Genomic DNA, 17,431 nt, shown 5'->3' with positions numbered 1-17,431 from the left:
TTCAGGCTTCCTTCGTGCCGATACGCACGACCTGCCCATCGGAATGAATAACGTAGTCTGGGATTGCCAGGTTGGCAGTTGCGGGCCCGCGCGTCACGCGTCCGGAGGTATCAAACTCTGAACCGTGGCACGGACAGATCCAACCTACTCCCCCCGGTCGGGCGTTGGGTACACACCCGGCATGTGGGCAATAACCTTGAACCACCAGCCATTGAGGATGGGCTGCAGATACCCTGGCGCTGTCTGGCTGTGGGTCGATAAGCGTATCCAGGTCAGCACTTCTGGCAGTAATAATTTCATCCGGGGTGCGATGGTGAATAAGAATCAACTTTCCTTGCCATACACGTCTGACGGTTTGTCCAGCAGCAACACCTGCAAGAGAGACATCAATCGGTTCATTTTCCCCAAGCGTTTTGTCATCCGGGCCCAAGGCCGAAACCAGCGGCCAGACGGCAGCCGCAACGCCTGCTGCACCGACAAATTTAGTCAGTTTACACAGGCATTCCCTACGCTGTTCCTGGATTTCGCCATCTGGAAGTTTATTATCTGCCACCTCGTATACCTCCCTGAGTATCGCGGATTAACGTTTATCGATACGCGCGTAAATTTCCTGAAAGCGCTTGTCAGCAATACCCGGCGCTTTGAACGCGCGGTAGCTTTCTGGTAACGAGGCATCTCCAACCTTAATCAGCATCACCATGCCCTGAGCGTAATGCGGTGTACATTTGATGCCGTAAAACCCGGCATTGTCATAAGTAACTTCGATCTCTTCATCTATTTTTCCCATAAATCCAGGATAGCCAGCCGGAGACAATTCAGCGATTGAAGCCGCGTTGTGGCTCTTATGTTTACGGATAAACTTCACCGTATCCCCTGGCTGGATCTCCAGATAATCCGGCTCATAGACCATTGGTCCCCCAGCCCCACGATTTTTCATCAACACTTCGTGAGTTTGTGCGAAGGCAGAAGAGGCGAAGGCGAGTAAACACAAAATTTGCAGACTCTGTTTGAGGTATTTCATTGATTCTTCCTTAAAATTCATCTGGCCGTTGATAACGAATAAAACAATTTTCACCACCCGCATCCTTTTCAATGATGGCGTGGATTCCAAACCAGGTGTGGAGGTTTTCGCGGGTAAAAACGGCGCAAGGTTTCCCCTGCATCGCCATATGTCCGGACGTCATTACGATGATGCGATCGCAGAACATCGCGGCGTGATTAAGATCGTGCAGAGCGGCAATCACCGTGAGCTTTTCACGTTTAACCAGACTCAGCAGGCTAATCTGATGTTGAATGTCGAGGTGGTTGGTGGGCTCATCCATCAGCAACAACTGCGGTTGTTGCGCCAGCGCCCGGGCGATATGCAGACGCTGTTTTTCTCCCCCTGAAAAGGTATGCCAGCAGCGATGCTGTAATTCACTGAGATCGACCTTTTCCAGCATAGTTTGCACAATATCGTCATCTTTGGCGGACCAGGGGGAGAGCAGGCTAAGCCAGGGTGTTCGCCCCAGAGAAACGGCTTGTAAAGCGGTAAGACGCTCGCTGGTTTCAGCCTGTTGTTCGACCAGCGCCACCCGTTGCGCAAGATGACGCCGCGAATAATGCTGTAGCGCCTTATGTTGCAGAGTGATGTACCCGGAGGTCGGCTTCAGCAAACCGGCCAGCAGTGAAATCAGTGACGTTTTGCCCGAGCCGTTGGGACCAATGATGCCGACAAACTCACCGGGCGTTACGCTGAGTGAAATGTCATCAACAATCGTCTTACCTTTAACCTTCCAGCGCAGATTACAGGCTTCAATAACGGCTTGTGCAGAGTTCACAAGGGGGGATACGAGATTCACCGTCATTTGTTCTGGTTTCCTCTAATCAGAATGATTGAAAACGCAGGGGCGCCAACCAGAGCGGTGATCACGCCTATTGGTAGGACCTGACCGGGGAGTAACGTGCGGGAAATAACATCTGCGATAATGAGGAAAATCGCGCCGGTAAGCGCACTGACTGGCAGCAGTCGATGATGCTGGTTGCCGACCAGTAGACGAGCGGCATGTGGGATAACCAGACCGACAAAGCCGATCGCACCAACAATGGAGACCATAATTGCCGTCATGCCGGTGACGGCGGCAATCAGTACTGCACGGGTACGTTTTACTGGAATGCCCAACGATGCCGCAGACTCAGCGCCAAAGGAGAAGGCGTCGAGATGGCGGGCATAACAGAAGCACAGCGCAATACCGACCAGAGCGGTAGGAATGGCTAAGACAACATCGGGCCAGCGTACACCGCTCAAATTACCTAACAACCAGAACATAATTCCGCGCGCTTGCTCGGCATTTGCTGAGCGGGTGATGATAAGCGACGTAATTGCATTGAAAAGCTGCGAGCTGGCGATGCCGGCAAGAATGATTTGGGTTGTCACACCGCCGCCTTGTCTACCGCCAGCAGCCATTGCCAATAGTGCAACGAACATAAATGCCGTTAGCGCGCCAATGAAAGCCCCCAATGACATGCTGATAACGCCAGCCCCAAGCCCGGTGAGAGCAATCAGCACCGCTCCGGTGGATGCTCCGGCAGAAATCCCCAGTAGATAAGGTTCGGCGAGCGCATTGCGTAGCAGCGACTGTAACACTACGCCGGAAACAGCCAGGCAGGCACCGCAACTGGCAGAGACCAGCGCCCGGGTCAGGCGATAGTTCCAGACGATCCCTGCATCCAGCGCATCGACAGGATAGTGGGTATCAAAAAGATGATTTGCCAGCGTACTGAGTACATGTCGCCAGGGGATCAGCGTTTCGCCGATGGAAATCCCCGCCAGCAGTACGCAGCACATCAGCGCACTGACCCAGACGGCATGCCCACCGACTCTCACCGCAAGCAGACCAACGGCACGACGCATCCTGCGTGGATCACTCATGATTATCTGCGTTCCTGAGTAACAGAGATGCGCTATACCGTGCGAGGATATAGCGCAAAACGTAGATTAATGAGCAGCCTGCGGATGCGCTAAGCCATATTCAACAAGAGCATCAGCCAGTTTTTCCAGCCCATCGATAGTTCTGATCCCAGCATTCATTGTCTGTACGTCGATGACCGGCAAATGGTTTTCCTTAACGGCAGGAACCAGCCTGGTGACAGGGTCGGACTTGAGGTATTCCATCTTGACCTTCCAGTCATCTGCCGGGAAGCGGCGGCGGCTCATCTCGCCGAGCACAATGACAGAAGGATTAGCTTTAGCGATGGTTTCCCAGCCCACTGTTGGCCATTCTTCGGCAGAATCAATCACATTCTTCACACCCAGCGTTTGGGCTATCCATGCTGCTGGGCCAAACTTCCCGGCAACGTAAGGATCGAGCTGTAAATCGGCGCTTGAGAACCAAAACACGGCAGAAACATTCTTATCAATACCGGTAATTTTATTTTTGGCGGCGGCTTCACGTGCTTTAAGGCTGGCAATCAGCGCTTCGCCTTTATCCTGAACATCAAAGATTTTTGCCAGATCGGCGACTTCCTGATACACCATGGTGATATCAAACATCCCCTTACGGACACCATCACCACCATCTTCGTTATCCTTTGCACAGTCAGCTGGTGCGGTGTAAACAGGAACCTTCAGTTCACTAAACTGTTCATAAGAGGCAACCGTGCCAGCGGGTCCGATTTGCCACTCAAACTGACTGGCGACCAGATCCGGTTTTTTAGCCAAAATTCCTTCAAAGCTCGGAATATTTTGTGCAATAACGGCAACTTTTTCATTTTCTGTTTTATAGGCATCCAGTACCGGGCCAAACCACAGTGAAGTACCGACGACGCGATCGGCAAGCCCTAATGAATAGAGAATCTCGGTACTGTTCTGACCCACCGTTGCCACGCGCGTTGGTGCCTGATTAAAGGTAATATCGCGACCACAGTTTTTAATCGTCAGAGGATATTCGGTTTTTGCCGCGTCAGAAAAACCGGAAGCGAGCAGTAGAGCAGTGGTACTAAAAACTGCCAGAAGCGTTTTTTTAGAGGAGTAAAAGGTAGAATTAGCGTGCATTGTCATCGTCCCGTTGATGCCAGAATCTTAAGGTCTGGTCATGGCTCATTTCATTCCATATATCGGGAGGAGACATGAAGATAGATGACATTGAATCGTGAAATTTAAGAATGAAGATATGCAAAAAATGCAAATAATTCTGACTTAGCCAAAATCTTATTCATAAATACACTACTGCTTGTGTCAAATAATTCATCCCATGGACCATCCCGTCCACTCAATGGTATACATCGTTGACAGCAGGTCTCCTGACTCACGGTAATCAGAATATCAGCCTTCCCATAAAGATAAACTTTACAGTGACCAGTGGTTTATTAGCCACACAAGGATATTCTGCATCCGCCTACAGTTGCGGGGGCAGTTATGGAATTGAATTAAATAATTCTCACCATATTCCTATTCATACACAAAATGTAATGAAATGCTGTCGAAAGCGACTCTAACGGCAATTGTTAACAAGGTCAACCATGGAATGTAAGAGGTAAAAAGATAATGCTATTCTAAAAATAATAAGTAAAAACAATGCATTGCATACATATTGCTTTGCGTGATGCTATAAATGAAAATAACAACAGAAAGCTAAATGAGAATTGATTGATGTTGATCAAATTAAAAGCATGATTCAATTTCTACGCATAAAACATATTGATTACCATCAAAAATGCTGCGGATTAGCGTTTGAGTCCTTTTTTGGCGTGCTCTCCATATGTACCAATTGCCATTCATCCTGCATATCCATAATCACCTTAAAATTTTTACGCAACCAGAAGTGATAACCTCCTGGTAAAAAATGATGGGTATGAAGATACAAAATTTTATATTGATGTTGCTGGCAGAAACCATCTGCTAAAGCAAACAATTGGCTGCCAATCCCCTGTCTACGATAGCGCTCATCCACGTAGCAACGACAAATTTCTGCCGTTTCACGCAAGTTATAGCGCCCACGCAGTTCAGTAATACGATCATTATATTGACATACCGCCAGTGTGGCGATTAATTCTTGTTTTTCACTCCATGCGCAAAGCAATAAATTCCTTTCCTGTAACAGATACTGTTGTTCGAGATCAAAGAGATCTTCTTCGGCAGAAGGCATGGATCTACCGGCCTTGAAGAACAAATTAAGATGCTCAATAAGGAACGACTGAACAGCAGGAATATCGGCGTGAGTCATCTCACTAAATCTAAATGGGATCATGGCATGCATAACTCAATCTTAGAATGGAAAACGATAATAACAATAAGCTTCCTTTAAAAACAATATTGAGCGGTAAGAGACAGAAATGCAATTATCTATGGCGTTATTCTGCATACGAATTATAAATATGAATCCTAAGTCCCTGCTGCTGGCGACGGTAGTGGCCGCGCCGCTGGTGGGGGGATTTGGGGGGACCACAATCGGATGGTGAGGCGCTTTCTTGCGCCTGGTTCTCGTCGCAGTCCTCGCCTTTATCTGGCAGTGCGCGTTTGCCATGAGCAACGCACTGCTTCTTTGCGCCGGGGCGCTGACGTTATTCACCTTACGCCAGAAGGCCAACACGCTGTGTTCCGTTTTACCACATACCTGCACCACAAACTTTCAAAAATGAGAGGCCGATCCTCTGAGCAGGACTTTTGTCCTCAATCGCCTCACAAGCGTCTGGTTACAATCCCTGCATATTTTCAATACCCATAATTCAGGAATTGTTATGACTGCACATATTAATGCTAAAGCGGGTGATTTTGCGCCAACCGTAATTATGCCGGGCGATCCACTTCGTGCTAAGTTTATTGCCGAAAATTATCTAATGGATTACCGCGAAGTCACCAATGTACGCAATATGCTGGGCTATACCGGTTTATATTTTGGGCAACCTGTTTCGGTGATGGGACACGGAATGGGTATTCCTTCAATGACGCTTTATGCCCATGAACTGGTACATGATTTTGGTGTGCAGAGAATTATTCGCGTCGGCAGTTTAGGGGCTACACAACACCATGTCAAAATGCGCGATATTATCCTGGCCGTCGCTGCCGGAACGGATTCAGTCACAAATCTAAAACGCAGCGCGGGCTACGCGATGGCGACTTCCGCCCATTTTCCATTATTGCAGCAGGCGTGGACGCTGGCGCAGAAGGCCGGTATCGATATTAAAGTCGGCAATGTTTTTAGCGGCGATCTTTATTACGATCCTGACGAGAATTTAATCCCTGCACTGGAAAAATTCGGTGTACTCGGTGTGGATATGGAAGTGGCAGGGTTATACGCGTTAGCACACCAGTTTAATATTGAAGCGCTGGCTATATTAACCGTATCCGATCATTGCCTGACAGGAGAAGAAACCACGGCAGAAGAACGGCAGTTAACCTTTAAAAATATGATAGAGCTGGCGCTAAATACAGCCGTTACGGCTTAGCATCAGCGTTTAATTGAACCAATCAGAGATGGCATTATATGAAGAATAAAATAGCACTTACGCTGATTAGTTTTCTGGCAAATTTTATTATGGCAGGGTTTGCCAGTCAGTTTGGCATGCTGATTGAACCGATTGCACTACGCTACAGTGCCGACGTGAATACCGTCGCTTCGATATTTTCGTTGCTCAACGGTGGGGCGTTAGCCGGAACCATCGCCGCCTTTTTCCTGATTGAGAAAATCGGTGTGAAGCGTATGACGCTGATTATCTATTCGATAGTGTTCCTTTGCGCTCTGGCAATGCACTTAAGCCCTGGCTTATGGCCGGTGATGGTCGCCATGACCCTGGTGGGTTTTTGCGGCGGAATAGGTCTGTGCGTGGCGGGAACAATCGTGGTTTCGGTCTGGCAGGATCGTATTCAAAGTACGATGCTGGTGGTGCAGGACGCCACCTTTAACGTCGCGGGTGTAGTTTTCCCGCTGATCACCACCTTCGCCCTGACGCACAATATGTCGTGGAGTTACAGCTATCTGAGCGTGGGTATGGTGGCTTTACTCACGCTGGGCGTTGTGGCGCTCACCCGCTTTACTGCCTGCGAGACGGCTCCTGCGGCAGATCGGACAGACAAGGTGAAATCGGAGTGGAATCCAGGGATCATCAGCGGAGGCATTGGCTTGTTCTTAGGCATGCTGGCGCTGTATACCTTCCTGACCTGGGCACCCTTATTTGTGAAGAACAAATTTGGTATTCCCTTTGAAGAAGCAGGAAATATTATTACGCAATACTGGGGCGCTGCGCTGGTCGGGGCATTAGTATCAACCGTCATTGTTTCCCGGGTTAAGATACATTATTTCTTGCTAAGTATTATTCTGCTGGCTAGCGTTATTACCACGATTATCGTCACGAAGGATAATATCTCCGGGCTTGATTATCTGGCCTACAGTTACGGGTTTGTCTGTGCTGCGCTGTATAACTCATTTATTGCCTACGGTGTTTCTTTCGTGAAGCGTGCGAGCAGTCAAAACGTTTCTTATATTTTAATTAGCGGCAGTGCCGGCGCTATGTTTAGTCCGGCGATCAGCGCGCTCATGGAAAAAACAATGGGATTGCAGAAAATTATGTATGCAATACCCGTGTTGTATTTAATTATCTTTGTCATGTTGATGGGGACATTAAAACTCAAACGTAATTAAAAGCACTAATAACACTTACCTCTTTAATTAAATAGCCAGTCGCCACACCATTTATATGGTGGGGCGATACTCAACCTTACTCAAAGGAATTGAAAAATGCTGAAAAAGAATAAATTAATGATTAAAAAAACAATCCTGGGTGCAGTAGTGGCAATGAGCTGTATGCAAGCATTCGCGGCTGATTATACCGATGGCAACATCCGTAAAAATGATTTTAACTGGATGCAGATGAACTTAATGCAAAGTGTGGATGCGAAAGTGCCATATGGTATTCGTAATGACACCTATCTGGAACTGGAGTTTGGTGCACGCTCTGGAATTATCGATCTGTACGGTTATGTGGATTTCTTTGATATTTTGGATCGCGAACAGGACAATCGTCACGGTGGTGATAACTTCTTTGCCAAGATATCTCCACGTTTTTCCCTGGACGCCATTTTTAATAAAGATTTATCCGTTGGACCGTTTAACGAATTCTATATCGCAACGGTAAATAACATTGGCGACCGGGAATTATTTGAACATTACGTTGGTCTGGGTACGGATGTGAAGGTCCCGTGGTTTGGGATGGTGGGAATGAATATCTATGCGCACTACGTTCGTGAAAACTACGGTGCGGATAACGAAGGAAAGTGGGATGGCTACATGTTCTCAACGAACTGGTCGACACCGTTCTATACCTTTGCCAACGGCAGTTATCTGAACTATCAGGGGTACTTTGACTACCAGTTCGCCGCGAACAAGATTGCTAATCAACCGTTATACAGCAACAACGCGATTGAATGGTATAACGGTATCTACTGGCATTCAGAGCACTATGCAGTCGGTTATGGCCTGAAGTATTTCCGCAACATGGCATTGATGGAAAACCATGGCGGTGCGGGGCGTACCACCGGGCTCGGTCACTATTTCAACCTCACCTATAAGTTCTGATTGCGCCGAAATGACACACCAATGCTCTTTTTGCGAGGATTGGTGTGTCAGTCAATGATGTCATTGCCGAGAAATTTACGCAGCCCATCCAGATCCTTAATTTCCAGTCCTTGCTTCGTTCGCGTTACCAGCCCGGCATCCGTCAGCGCTTTAACCGCCCGTCGATAGACCCGGTCGGTAGTGCCGAATCGCTCAGCTTCCTGGTATTTTTTATGGAAACCGTCCATCGGCTGCTTGTTCTGATGCTGGCGATACAGGTCATACGCCACATTATGTACGATAGGGTAGAGCATCCGGTGCAGGAAGATTTCCAGCATATCCTGATAATCAATCGCCATTGCACTGGCAAAAAATATCGCCAGTCTCGGGTGCTGATTCAGCGCTTCCTCCAGACGGTCGCTGCTGCATACCGCTACGGTCAGTGGTTCTTCCGCGACGATATCAAGCTGGCAGCGATATCCGGTAAAAAACTCCATTTCACCAAACAGTTGCTCGTCGCATTCCATGGCGCCCAACTGGAATCGGCGACCATTCTCCGCGCTGTAACGCAGCGAAATTCTTCCGGATTGCACCATGATCAGTCGATCGACAACCTGTCCCTGGCGGTAGAGATACTCATCTTCCTGGATAATCTGCGTTTCAGAGAGTAGCTCCTGAAATATCTTCTCAATTAAGGCATCATCCTGCTGCCAGATATTGTGAAAACGACCTTTTGTGAGGGGTTTAAGCTGCATGACTCAACGTCTTATTGTTTAAGATAAATCTTATCTCAGACTGTATGCCATCTGCTGGGCAATGTCATTAAGAGCGCGAGGCGGATAATAAAAGGACCAGCACCATGCTGGTCCTGACACACTAAGGATGGCTGATAAAGCGAGACAGCCGCTGGCGCAGCAGGCGGTTTTCCTGGCGCAACTGAGCATTCTCTTCCAGCAACGTCAGCGCAACGGCAATCCCTGGCCAGTCAAGTTCCAGCTCCTGACGCAGGCGCACCGCGCGACGCATTACAGTCAGCGCATGATCGTCAAACGTCTCGTCTTCATGGGGTTCTATCACCCCCAAGCCGACAATCTCATGCAGTTCTTCTTCTGACACACCGGTGTACAGACAAAATTCGGTAATGGTAAAAGTGACGGTAACGTTAGCCATTATGCTTTCCCCCACTCTTTGCGCGGATCAAAGGCCTTTTGTGCATCCGCCAGTTGTTGCCACAGGGCGGCACTGGCGTCGTCAGGTTTCGGTGGCATGACGATCTTGATCACCGCATACAAATCGCCGGTATGTTTTTTACTTACCAGACCCTTGCCCTTAATGCGTAGCCGCTGACCGGCCTGACTGCCTGCAGGAATGGTCAGCAGGATGCTCTCTTTCAGCGTCGGAACGGTTACTTTCGCACCCAGCGCAGCTTCCCACGGCGCGAGGGGAACGACTACTTCCAGATCCTGATTAACAATATCGAACAGCGGATGCGGCGCAATATGAATCACCAGCCACAAATCACCGTTCGGCCCACCGTTTTCGCCGGGGGTGCCCTGGCCTTTCAGACGGATACGCTGACCGTTACCGACGCCAGCCGGAATTTTCACATTCAGCGTTTTAGGAATTTCTCGTTCTACCATGCCAAACGCATTGTAGACTGGCAGGTTGTAACTGATAGTGCGGCTATGCTCAGCTAGCGTTTCTTCGAGGAATACGGCAACTTCTATTTCGATGTCGTGCCCGCGGCTGGCAGGGCGCTGGCGCGACTGGTGCGCACGCTGACCAAAAATGGAGGAGAAGATATCGTCGAAATCTTCGGCGCTGTAGCTTTGATTCTCTCCTTGCTGGAATTGACGGCTGAACTGTGGGTCGTTGCGGTGCTGCCACAGCTGATCGTACTCGGCGCGTCGCTGTTCATCACTCAGTACTTCCCAGGCTTCCGCAACCTCTTTAAATCGGGCCTCTGCGTCAGTCTCTTTGCTGACATCAGGATGGTATTTACGGGCGAGTCGACGATAGGCGGTCTTGATTGTCTTGAGATCGTCTGTCGGTTTCACGCCCATAATGGCGTAATAATCCTTTAATTCCATAGCGTTCTCTCGTGTAAATCAACACTTGCAGAAGGTGAACCCTGACAACAGGTATCACCGCTAAGTTTAGGGTAATCCTGATAACGGCGAATGCCAACCGGGAAGGGAGGATATTGCGATAAACGATGCGGTTGCGCACCACCAACAGCGCATTTAACGTTATAGCGTCTGTTGTGTGGTGCGAAAAGTGAGATTAGCTAAACATCAGGATTTAGTGATCAGGAAGCGGACCGTATCAGCATAGTTTCGCACGAATGCATTAAGGTCATCTGACTTCAGTCCTTTTGGATTGATCATATACTTTCCGTTGATGAAAATGGCGGGCACACCGGTTAAATCAACCGCCTTCGCCATTTCTTGCTGCTTAGCGGTTAGTGATTTCACGGCAAAACTGTTCCATGCGGCATCATAATCACTGGCGCTGACGCCCGCGCTGATAAATACGTTACGAATATCGTCCGCTGTTTTAACGGTTTGTTTTTTCTGAACGGCATCAAAAAGCAACGGTTTAACTTTATCTTGTACGTTCAACAGCATGGCGACGGACCAGGCGTGCGTCATGTCTTGTCCCAGAGGACCTAAAAAGTCGACGTGGTATTCGGTGAGTTTGACATCAGCAGGCAATACTTTTTTCACGTTATCAGTGATTTCAAAAACTTCATCGTACTGATAACAGGAAGGGCAGTAGAATGAGAAAAACTTCAGCGCCGCCGGGGCTGAAGCGACGGGTTTTTCCAGGGTGATATACTCTTTACCGTCGGTAAATGATGCTGCCTGAGCGCTAACTGTAAAAAGTAACCCAATCAGGGGTAATAAATATTTTTTCATTTCCATATACTCTAAATAACATTTAATAAACAAATCTTCTGCTAATGAATACGTTCTTCATTGCGTCTGGATATAATAAGGAAATCCCCTGAAAATGCGCTACCCCTTACTTTCATTTACGCATTAGTACGTAGCTGGCATTATTTGTGTGCTGCCATGGAAATATCTGCATGCATTCTTCGTAAATAGTGAATGATAACTTCCGTGATATTTTCAGGGATGTTTTTAGCAATGTTATAGTGTAATAAATAAAGACGGAAATATGATTAATTATCATTTCGTTTTTAAAGCGTGAATTGCAAGTTGTTGCGCTAAGTTCTGCAAACACCCCCGTAGAATTTCTTTTTCTTGTCGCGCGTGAATGAATAGGGTAAATGTCAGAGATGATCAACCCAAATGGATATCGCTATGATCGACCACCTGGATCACCTGGTACTAACCACCAATCATGAAGAGGCTTGCGTTCGTTTCTATGTCGAGCTTTTGGGCATGAGGTTGGAAACTTTCGCGCAAGGTCGGAAAGCCTTCGTCTTTGGCAATCAGAAAATCAATCTCCACATTCGGGGAAAAGAGTTTGAACCCAAAGCCTACGCGCCAACGCCGGGGGCACTGGATTTGTGTTTTATCACCAGGCGTACGCTGGAAGAGGTGATGGAGACGTTTCAAACCCACGGAGTCGAGATTATTGAAGGGCCCGTTGTACGAACCGGTGCGACAGGACCTATTCGCTCAGTTTATGTCAGGGATCCCGATCTCAATCTGATTGAAATCGCGGTATATCCAGCTGATGGCAGGACATAACTTTACAGCGTAAAGGTTGCCAAAAACCGGCGAGTGGTTAAGATAACTCGCATCAATGAGTGAGGGTATAATGGCGAAACGTCAACGGATGGGATGGTGGTTCCTCTGTCTGGCATGTGTTGTGGTGATGGTTTGCACCGCACAACGCATGGCGGGCCTGCACGCGTTGCAGATGGATACCGCCGTTACAAGCGTTGCCGCCAGCGCGCAAGTGCAGACCGACGAGGCCTCACCCGTTACCCCTTGTGAACTGAGCGCGAAGTCATTACTGGCTGCGCCGCCCGTACTGTTTGAAGGTGCTATTCTGGTGCTGTGCCTGCTGTTGTCGTTGCTGGCGCCAGTGCGGGCGTTTCGTCTACCTTTTTTCCCACCGCGAGCCATCTCGCCGCCCACTCTCCGGGTGCATCTCCGATTTTGCGTCTTCCGTGAATGACAGAACAGCCGTTGCTGACTGTTAGATAATTATTCACGGAGAAAAACTATGATGACTGTTTTCAGGCAGGCGCTGCTCTGTCTGTTATTGCTATGGCTGCCCGTATCCTGGGCGGCTGAACCCGGCTGGCTGCGTTCACCCGATAACGATCACGCCAGCGTGCGGTTACGCGCTGATACATCTGCTGGCGGAGAAACCCGTCTGCTGCTGGATGTCAAACTGGAGGACGGCTGGAAAACCTACTGGCGTTCCCCGGGCGAGGGAGGTGTTGCGCCTGCTATCGCCTGGAAAGGGGAAATGCCTGCGGTCGACTGGTTCTGGCCAACCCCTGCTCGTTTTGAGGTCGCCAATATCACTACCCAGGGGTATCACGATAAGGTGACGTTCCCGATGGTGGTGCGCGGTAGATCGCCCGCCACGCTCAGCGGCGTTTTGACGCTATCCACCTGTAGCAACGTTTGCCTGTTGACGGATTTTCCTTTTTCCGTGACGCCCACAGCCCAGGACCCGACTTTTGCACATGATTATGCTCAGGCGATGGGACAGATCCCACTTGCCAGCGGCCTGACCGATACTCTGAGCGCTGGCGCACGGGCGGGAGAGTTAGTCGTCGAGGCTCACCGTGCGGGAGGCTGGACTGAACCGGGGCTATATCTGGATGCCGTTGATGATACGGATTTTGGCATGCCGCAAATCCATGTTGAGGGGGAGACGTTACGCGCCACGGTACCTGTACATGACGGTTGGGGAGAAGGCGCGCCGGATCTACGTGGTAAGTCAGTCACGCTGGTGCTGGCAGATAACGGTGTTGCCCAGGAAAGCCGTCTTGCGATTGGCGAGGCCCCGGTTGTTGAGAACGCCTCACTCCCACTGTGGCAAGTGGTGTTAATGGCACTGCTGGGCGGTTTGATCCTCAATCTGATGCCCTGTGTGTTACCGGTTCTGGGCATGAAGCTAGGCTCTATTTTGCTGGTCGAGGAAAAAAGTCGTCACCAGATCCGTCGTCAGTTTCTGGCATCGGTAGCCGGAATTCTGGTCTCGTTTATGGCCCTGGCGCTATTGATGACGGTGCTGCGTTTAACCAATCAGGCGCTTGGCTGGGGGATCCAGTTTCAGAATCCGTGGTTCATTGGCGTCATGGTACTGGTGATGCTGACGTTCAGCGCCAGCCTGTTCGGGTGGTTTGAATTCCGACTCCCGTCGGCGATGACCACCACGTTAGCGACTCACGGCGGCAACGGTCTGTCGGGACATTTCTGGCAAGGTGCATTTGCGACACTACTTGCCACGCCGTGCAGCGCTCCGTTCCTGGGAACGGCGGTGGCGGTAGCATTGACCGCTTCGCTGCCGACGTTGTGGGGACTGTTTATCGCACTTGGGCTGGGGATGAGCTTACCGTGGCTGCTGGTGGCCCTGCGTCCCGGTCTGGCGCTGCGTTTACCGCGGCCAGGACGCTGGATGAATATTTTGCGGCGTCTCCTTGGCGTGATGATGCTGGGTTCGGCTATCTGGCTTGCGACGTTACTGCTCCCACACATAGGGTTTAGCGGACAAAGTAGCGCTAAAGAAAGCGTGAACTGGCAACCGCTAAGCGAGCAGGCGATTGAGGATGCGCTGGCGCAACATAAGCGCGTGTTCATTGACGTCACAGCCGACTGGTGCATCACCTGTAAGGTAAACAAATACAACGTATTGCATAAAGATGACGTTCAGGCCGCATTGCAACAGCCGGATGTGGTGGCGCTGCGCGGCGACTGGACACTCCCTTCTGAAGCCATTACCGAATTTCTAAAAAAACGCGGCCAGGTTGCTGTGCCGTATAACCAAATTTATGGCCCCGGTCTGCCGGATGGCCAGGCGTTACCCACGTTGTTAACCCGCGATGCGGTACTGCAAACGTTGAATGATGCCAAAGGAGTAACCCCATGAAAATGATGATTGTTCTGCTGTTAACCCTGTTTTCTGCCGTCAGTATCGCGAAAGAGCCTGCGCCGTTTACCCCGGAACAGGAAAAGCAAATTGAAGCATTAATTCAGGAAGCCTTGTTTAACGATCCCAACAGCCCGCGGATTGGCGTGAAGCAGGCGAAACTGACTCTGATAAACTTCACCGATTACAACTGCCCATACTGCAAGCAGTTGGATCCAATGCTGGAAAAAATTGTGCAGAAATACCCTGACGTGGCGGTAGTGATCAAACCGCTGCCGTTTAAAGGTGAAAGCTCGGAACTGGCGGCGCGGACCGTGTTGACCACCTGGCATCAGCATCCGCAACAGTTTCTGGCGCTACATGAAAAACTGATGCAGAAGAAGGGCTACCATACCGACGTCAGTATCAAACAGGCGCAGGAAAAATCGGGGGCCAGTCCGGTGACGCTGGATGCCCAAAGTGCTGAAACGCTGAGTACTAACCTGCAACTGGCACGACTGGTGGGTGTGCAGGGAACTCCCGCAACAATTATTGGTGATGAACTTATTCCCGGTGCGGTGTCGTGGGAAACCCTTGAGGAAGTGGTAAAAGAAAAACTGGCGGCGGCCAATGCTCAGTAAACTGCGCCGCTGGTTGCGCGAAGGGCTGATCTTACTGGCATTGTTGGCGGGGGCGATGCTGCTGATGGATGTCTGGCGCGCGCCGCAGCTCCCTGCCTCCTTTGACAGCACGCCTTTACAAACGCTGGATGGTGAAACCGTCACGCTGGCGGCGCTCAGCAAAGACGAGCCGGTGTTGCTTTATTTCTGGGCGAGCTGGTGCGGCGTATGCCGCTTCACGACGCCGGAAGTCGCCAGGCTGCGTTCGGAAGGGGAAAATGTGATGACCATTGCGTTACGTTCCGGAAATGAAGCTGAGGTATCTCGCTGGCTGTCGCGAAAAGGCGTGGACTTTCCAGTCATCAATGATGCGAACGGGGCCATTTCCCGCAGTTGGGCGATCAGCGTCACGCCCACGCTGGTGGTGATGTCACAAGGTCGGGTGGTATCAACCACCAGCGGCTGGACCAGCTACTGGGGCATGAAACTTCGGTTGTGGTGGGCGAAAACGTTCTGATTAATGTGCCGGGGAAACCCGGCATTTTTTATGACGTCGCCCTCCCCAGGAAGGCATATTTCGTTGCCTGGCGAAGCAAACACGGTGATTAACGTCCAGAATCAGTCATCTTCTCTTTTCCAGGAAAGTGCAACATGACGAGTTCTTTCGCGTTTGGACCCGCTCTGGTGGTGATGATTGCTGCCACATTTGTCCTCGCCGGGATGGTGAAGGGCGTTACGGGTATGGGGTTACCCACCGTGGCCATGGGGATCCTCGGATCGCTAATTTCGCCAGTTGCCGCGGCGGCCATGCTGCTATTGCCTTCGCTGATAAGCAATTTGTTCCAGTTTGGCGGTGGTGGAAATACACGCCAATTGCTCAAACGACTGTGGCCAATGCTGTTGACAGTTGTGGTGGCGACACTGCTTGCCAGCGCCTGGATTACCGGGGGGGACACCACCCGCACTCAGTTTGCGCTCGGTGTGGCGCTGGTGGCCTACGCTATCTGGACGCTGGCGGGAAAGAAAATCGCGGTGGCCCCGCAGCGTGAAAAACCGTACTCCCTCGTTATTGGATTTGTGACCGGCTTATTGACCGGCGGAACCGGGGTGTTTGTGATGCCCGCCGTGCCCTGGATCCAGTCCCTCGGCTTTGAGAAAGATGAACTGGTGCAGGCACTCGGGATCTCTTTTACCTTTTCGACCCTGGCATTGGCGTTGGGCCTGTGGTGGCATAACGCGCTGCCCGTACAATCGCTAAGCTTGTCGGCTTTGGCCATTGTTCCCGCGCTGATTGGCCAATGGATAGGTACCCGTGTGCGACGGGTTATTTCTCCGCTCGTGTTTAAACGCTGTTTTCTGTTTTGTCTGGTCGGGTTGGGTACAGAGATGATGCTGCGTGCTGTGTGACCGGAGCGGTGACTTTGCGCGACTTTCATGGCATCGTTAATTCAGAGATTCAGGGCTAATGAGGTCGTTATGGCATCCGTGATGTTACATGAAGAAGAGGGCGATCTGGAGTCGCAAATGGCACTCACTGCGGCAGTGATGGCCGATAAATCGCGCTCGCGTATGCTGTGCGCCCTGATGGATGGCCGCGCCTGGACTGCAACTGAACTCAGCGCGGTGGCGGATATATCAGCGTCGACCGCCAGTGCGCATCTGGCGCGTCTGTGCGAACAACGTTTTGTTGTGGCGCTTGCGCAGGGCAGACATCGTTATTTTCGCCTGGCAGGTTCCGATATCGCTGAACTGCTGGAGCGTTTGATGGGCGTGGCGTGGGCGACATCAACGCCCCGCAGAATCACTACGCCGCCAGGTTTGCGGCATGCCCGCACCTGCTACGACCATCTCGCCGGAGAGGTCGCGGTGAGGTTGTTTGATACGCTAGTTTCCCGTCAGTGGTTAACGCCGGATGGTGAAACGCTGACTCCTCTTGGCCAGGAAAATCTGGCCCGGATGGGGATTGTTCTTGTCACGGGCTCATCCCGGCGGAAGTTAACCTGCGGTTGTCTGGACTGGAGCGAACGACGTTATCATTCCGGCGGTGTGCTTGGCGCAACGCTGCTGCGCTGGTTTAGCGAACAGCGATGGATAAAAACCGAACCGGGCAGCCGCCACGTCACCTTCACACCTCTTGGCATTCGCAAACTCGAAACCGATTTCGGTGTTAAAACGACACGCTAGATGGTCTGTTTTGCGAAAGCGTTCCCGGAAATATGT

General features: G+C 50.6%; 20 protein-coding genes and 1 riboswitch. Of the genes, 10 read left to right on the top strand and 10 right to left on the bottom strand.

The annotated features are described in order from the left end of the window. Position 1 precedes the first annotated feature (1 nt). The 6 genes from petA to BZK41_RS09665 all read right to left on the bottom strand — a co-directional run bounded on the left by petA (position 2) and on the right by BZK41_RS09665 (position 5,228). Entirely contained in the window at positions 2 to 553 is a 552-nt protein-coding gene (gene petA / locus BZK41_RS09690; RefSeq protein WP_079938018.1) for a ubiquinol-cytochrome c reductase iron-sulfur subunit, read from the bottom strand. Between the two features lie 27 nt (positions 554 to 580). Further along, positions 581 to 1,021 carry a pseudoazurin gene (locus BZK41_RS09685; protein WP_008784302.1) on the bottom strand — a complete coding sequence of 147 codons (441 nt, stop codon included), beginning with the start codon at positions 1,019 to 1,021 and terminating at the stop codon, positions 581 to 583. A gap of 10 nt (positions 1,022 to 1,031) precedes the next feature. Further along, complete coding sequence (locus BZK41_RS09680) at positions 1,032 to 1,847, bottom strand: ABC transporter ATP-binding protein (RefSeq protein WP_079938017.1); 816 nt, start codon at positions 1,845 to 1,847, stop codon at positions 1,032 to 1,034. Next, positions 1,844 to 2,911 (bottom strand): iron ABC transporter permease, encoded by a 1,068-nt coding sequence (locus tag BZK41_RS09675; protein WP_079938016.1) that lies wholly within the window; start codon positions 2,909 to 2,911, stop codon positions 1,844 to 1,846. The genes BZK41_RS09680 and BZK41_RS09675 overlap by 4 nt, the downstream gene beginning before the upstream one ends. 66 nt (positions 2,912 to 2,977) lie before the next feature. Beyond that, positions 2,978 to 4,033, bottom strand: a complete 1,056-nt coding sequence (locus BZK41_RS09670; RefSeq protein WP_079938015.1) for an ABC transporter substrate-binding protein — start codon at positions 4,031 to 4,033, stop codon at positions 2,978 to 2,980. 220 nt (positions 4,034 to 4,253) lie between these two features. Then, positions 4,254 to 4,477: riboswitch (cobalamin riboswitch) on the bottom strand. A gap of 211 nt (positions 4,478 to 4,688) precedes the next feature. Continuing rightward, a complete protein-coding gene (locus BZK41_RS09665; protein WP_172313150.1) occupies positions 4,689 to 5,228 on the bottom strand; it encodes a GNAT family N-acetyltransferase in 540 nt (179 codons plus the stop codon). Positions 5,229 to 5,718: 490 nt separating this feature from the next. Between BZK41_RS09665 and deoD the strand changes: the two genes are divergently transcribed. The 3 genes from deoD to BZK41_RS09650 all read left to right on the top strand — a co-directional run bounded on the left by deoD (position 5,719) and on the right by BZK41_RS09650 (position 8,552). Continuing rightward, complete coding sequence (gene deoD / locus BZK41_RS09660; protein WP_079938014.1) at positions 5,719 to 6,426, top strand: purine-nucleoside phosphorylase; 708 nt, start codon at positions 5,719 to 5,721, stop codon at positions 6,424 to 6,426. 38 nt (positions 6,427 to 6,464) lie between these two features. Further along, complete coding sequence (gene tsgA, locus BZK41_RS09655) at positions 6,465 to 7,619, top strand: MFS transporter TsgA (protein ID WP_079938013.1); 1,155 nt, start codon at positions 6,465 to 6,467, stop codon at positions 7,617 to 7,619. A 96-nt stretch (positions 7,620 to 7,715) separates the two neighbouring features. Beyond that, complete coding sequence (locus tag BZK41_RS09650; protein WP_079938012.1) at positions 7,716 to 8,552, top strand: outer membrane protein OmpK; 837 nt, start codon at positions 7,716 to 7,718, stop codon at positions 8,550 to 8,552. A gap of 47 nt (positions 8,553 to 8,599) precedes the next feature. Here the strand turns inward: BZK41_RS09650 and BZK41_RS09645 are convergent, their stop codons facing one another. The 4 genes from BZK41_RS09645 to dsbA all read right to left on the bottom strand — a co-directional run bounded on the left by BZK41_RS09645 (position 8,600) and on the right by dsbA (position 11,449). Beyond that, complete coding sequence (locus tag BZK41_RS09645; RefSeq protein ID WP_079938011.1) at positions 8,600 to 9,286, bottom strand: Crp/Fnr family transcriptional regulator; 687 nt, start codon at positions 9,284 to 9,286, stop codon at positions 8,600 to 8,602. Between the two features lie 121 nt (positions 9,287 to 9,407). Beyond that, the gene (gene cbpM, locus BZK41_RS09640) at positions 9,408 to 9,701 is read right to left on the bottom strand and encodes a chaperone modulator CbpM (RefSeq protein ID WP_003832033.1); all 294 of its coding nucleotides are present in this window, start codon (positions 9,699 to 9,701) and stop codon (positions 9,408 to 9,410) included. Continuing rightward, positions 9,701 to 10,621, bottom strand: coding sequence for a curved DNA-binding protein (gene cbpA, locus BZK41_RS09635; protein ID WP_079938010.1), 921 nt, complete (start codon positions 10,619 to 10,621; stop codon positions 9,701 to 9,703). Before cbpA ends, cbpM begins: the two co-directional genes overlap by 1 nt. 204 nt (positions 10,622 to 10,825) lie before the next feature. Further along, a complete protein-coding gene (gene dsbA, locus BZK41_RS09630) occupies positions 10,826 to 11,449 on the bottom strand; it encodes a thiol:disulfide interchange protein DsbA (protein WP_079938076.1) in 624 nt (207 codons plus the stop codon). Between the two features lie 396 nt (positions 11,450 to 11,845). Between dsbA and BZK41_RS09625 the strand changes: the two genes are divergently transcribed. The 7 genes from BZK41_RS09625 (at position 11,846) to BZK41_RS09595 (ending at position 17,395) form a co-directional block, all read left to right on the top strand. Further along, positions 11,846 to 12,250: a VOC family protein gene (locus BZK41_RS09625; RefSeq protein ID WP_079938009.1), complete on the top strand. Its 405-nt coding sequence runs from the start codon at positions 11,846 to 11,848 to the stop codon at positions 12,248 to 12,250. A gap of 70 nt (positions 12,251 to 12,320) precedes the next feature. Next, positions 12,321 to 12,683 carry a hypothetical protein gene (locus BZK41_RS09620; RefSeq protein WP_003832041.1) on the top strand — a complete coding sequence of 121 codons (363 nt, stop codon included), beginning with the start codon at positions 12,321 to 12,323 and terminating at the stop codon, positions 12,681 to 12,683. Positions 12,684 to 12,731: 48 nt separating this feature from the next. Continuing rightward, positions 12,732 to 14,612, top strand: a complete 1,881-nt coding sequence (locus BZK41_RS09615) for a protein-disulfide reductase DsbD domain-containing protein (protein WP_079938008.1) — start codon at positions 12,732 to 12,734, stop codon at positions 14,610 to 14,612. After that, entirely contained in the window at positions 14,609 to 15,232 is a 624-nt protein-coding gene (locus tag BZK41_RS09610) for a DsbA family protein (protein WP_079938007.1), read from the top strand. The genes BZK41_RS09615 and BZK41_RS09610 overlap by 4 nt, the downstream gene beginning before the upstream one ends. Continuing rightward, positions 15,222 to 15,728, top strand: coding sequence for a protein disulfide oxidoreductase (locus BZK41_RS09605; protein ID WP_048235675.1), 507 nt, complete (start codon positions 15,222 to 15,224; stop codon positions 15,726 to 15,728). Before BZK41_RS09610 ends, BZK41_RS09605 begins: the two co-directional genes overlap by 11 nt. Positions 15,729 to 15,862: 134 nt before the next feature. Beyond that, positions 15,863 to 16,618, top strand: coding sequence for a sulfite exporter TauE/SafE family protein (locus tag BZK41_RS09600; RefSeq protein ID WP_079938006.1), 756 nt, complete (start codon positions 15,863 to 15,865; stop codon positions 16,616 to 16,618). A 69-nt stretch (positions 16,619 to 16,687) separates the two neighbouring features. Next, entirely contained in the window at positions 16,688 to 17,395 is a 708-nt protein-coding gene (locus BZK41_RS09595; protein ID WP_079938005.1) for a winged helix-turn-helix domain-containing protein, read from the top strand. Positions 17,396 to 17,431 lie beyond the last annotated feature (36 nt).

It is taken from the genome of Citrobacter sp. A316 (assembly GCF_002042945.1).
In the GTDB taxonomy this organism is placed as follows: domain Bacteria; phylum Pseudomonadota; class Gammaproteobacteria; order Enterobacterales; family Enterobacteriaceae; genus Citrobacter; species Citrobacter portucalensis.
This window is presented reverse-complemented; position numbering and strand designations above follow the sequence as displayed.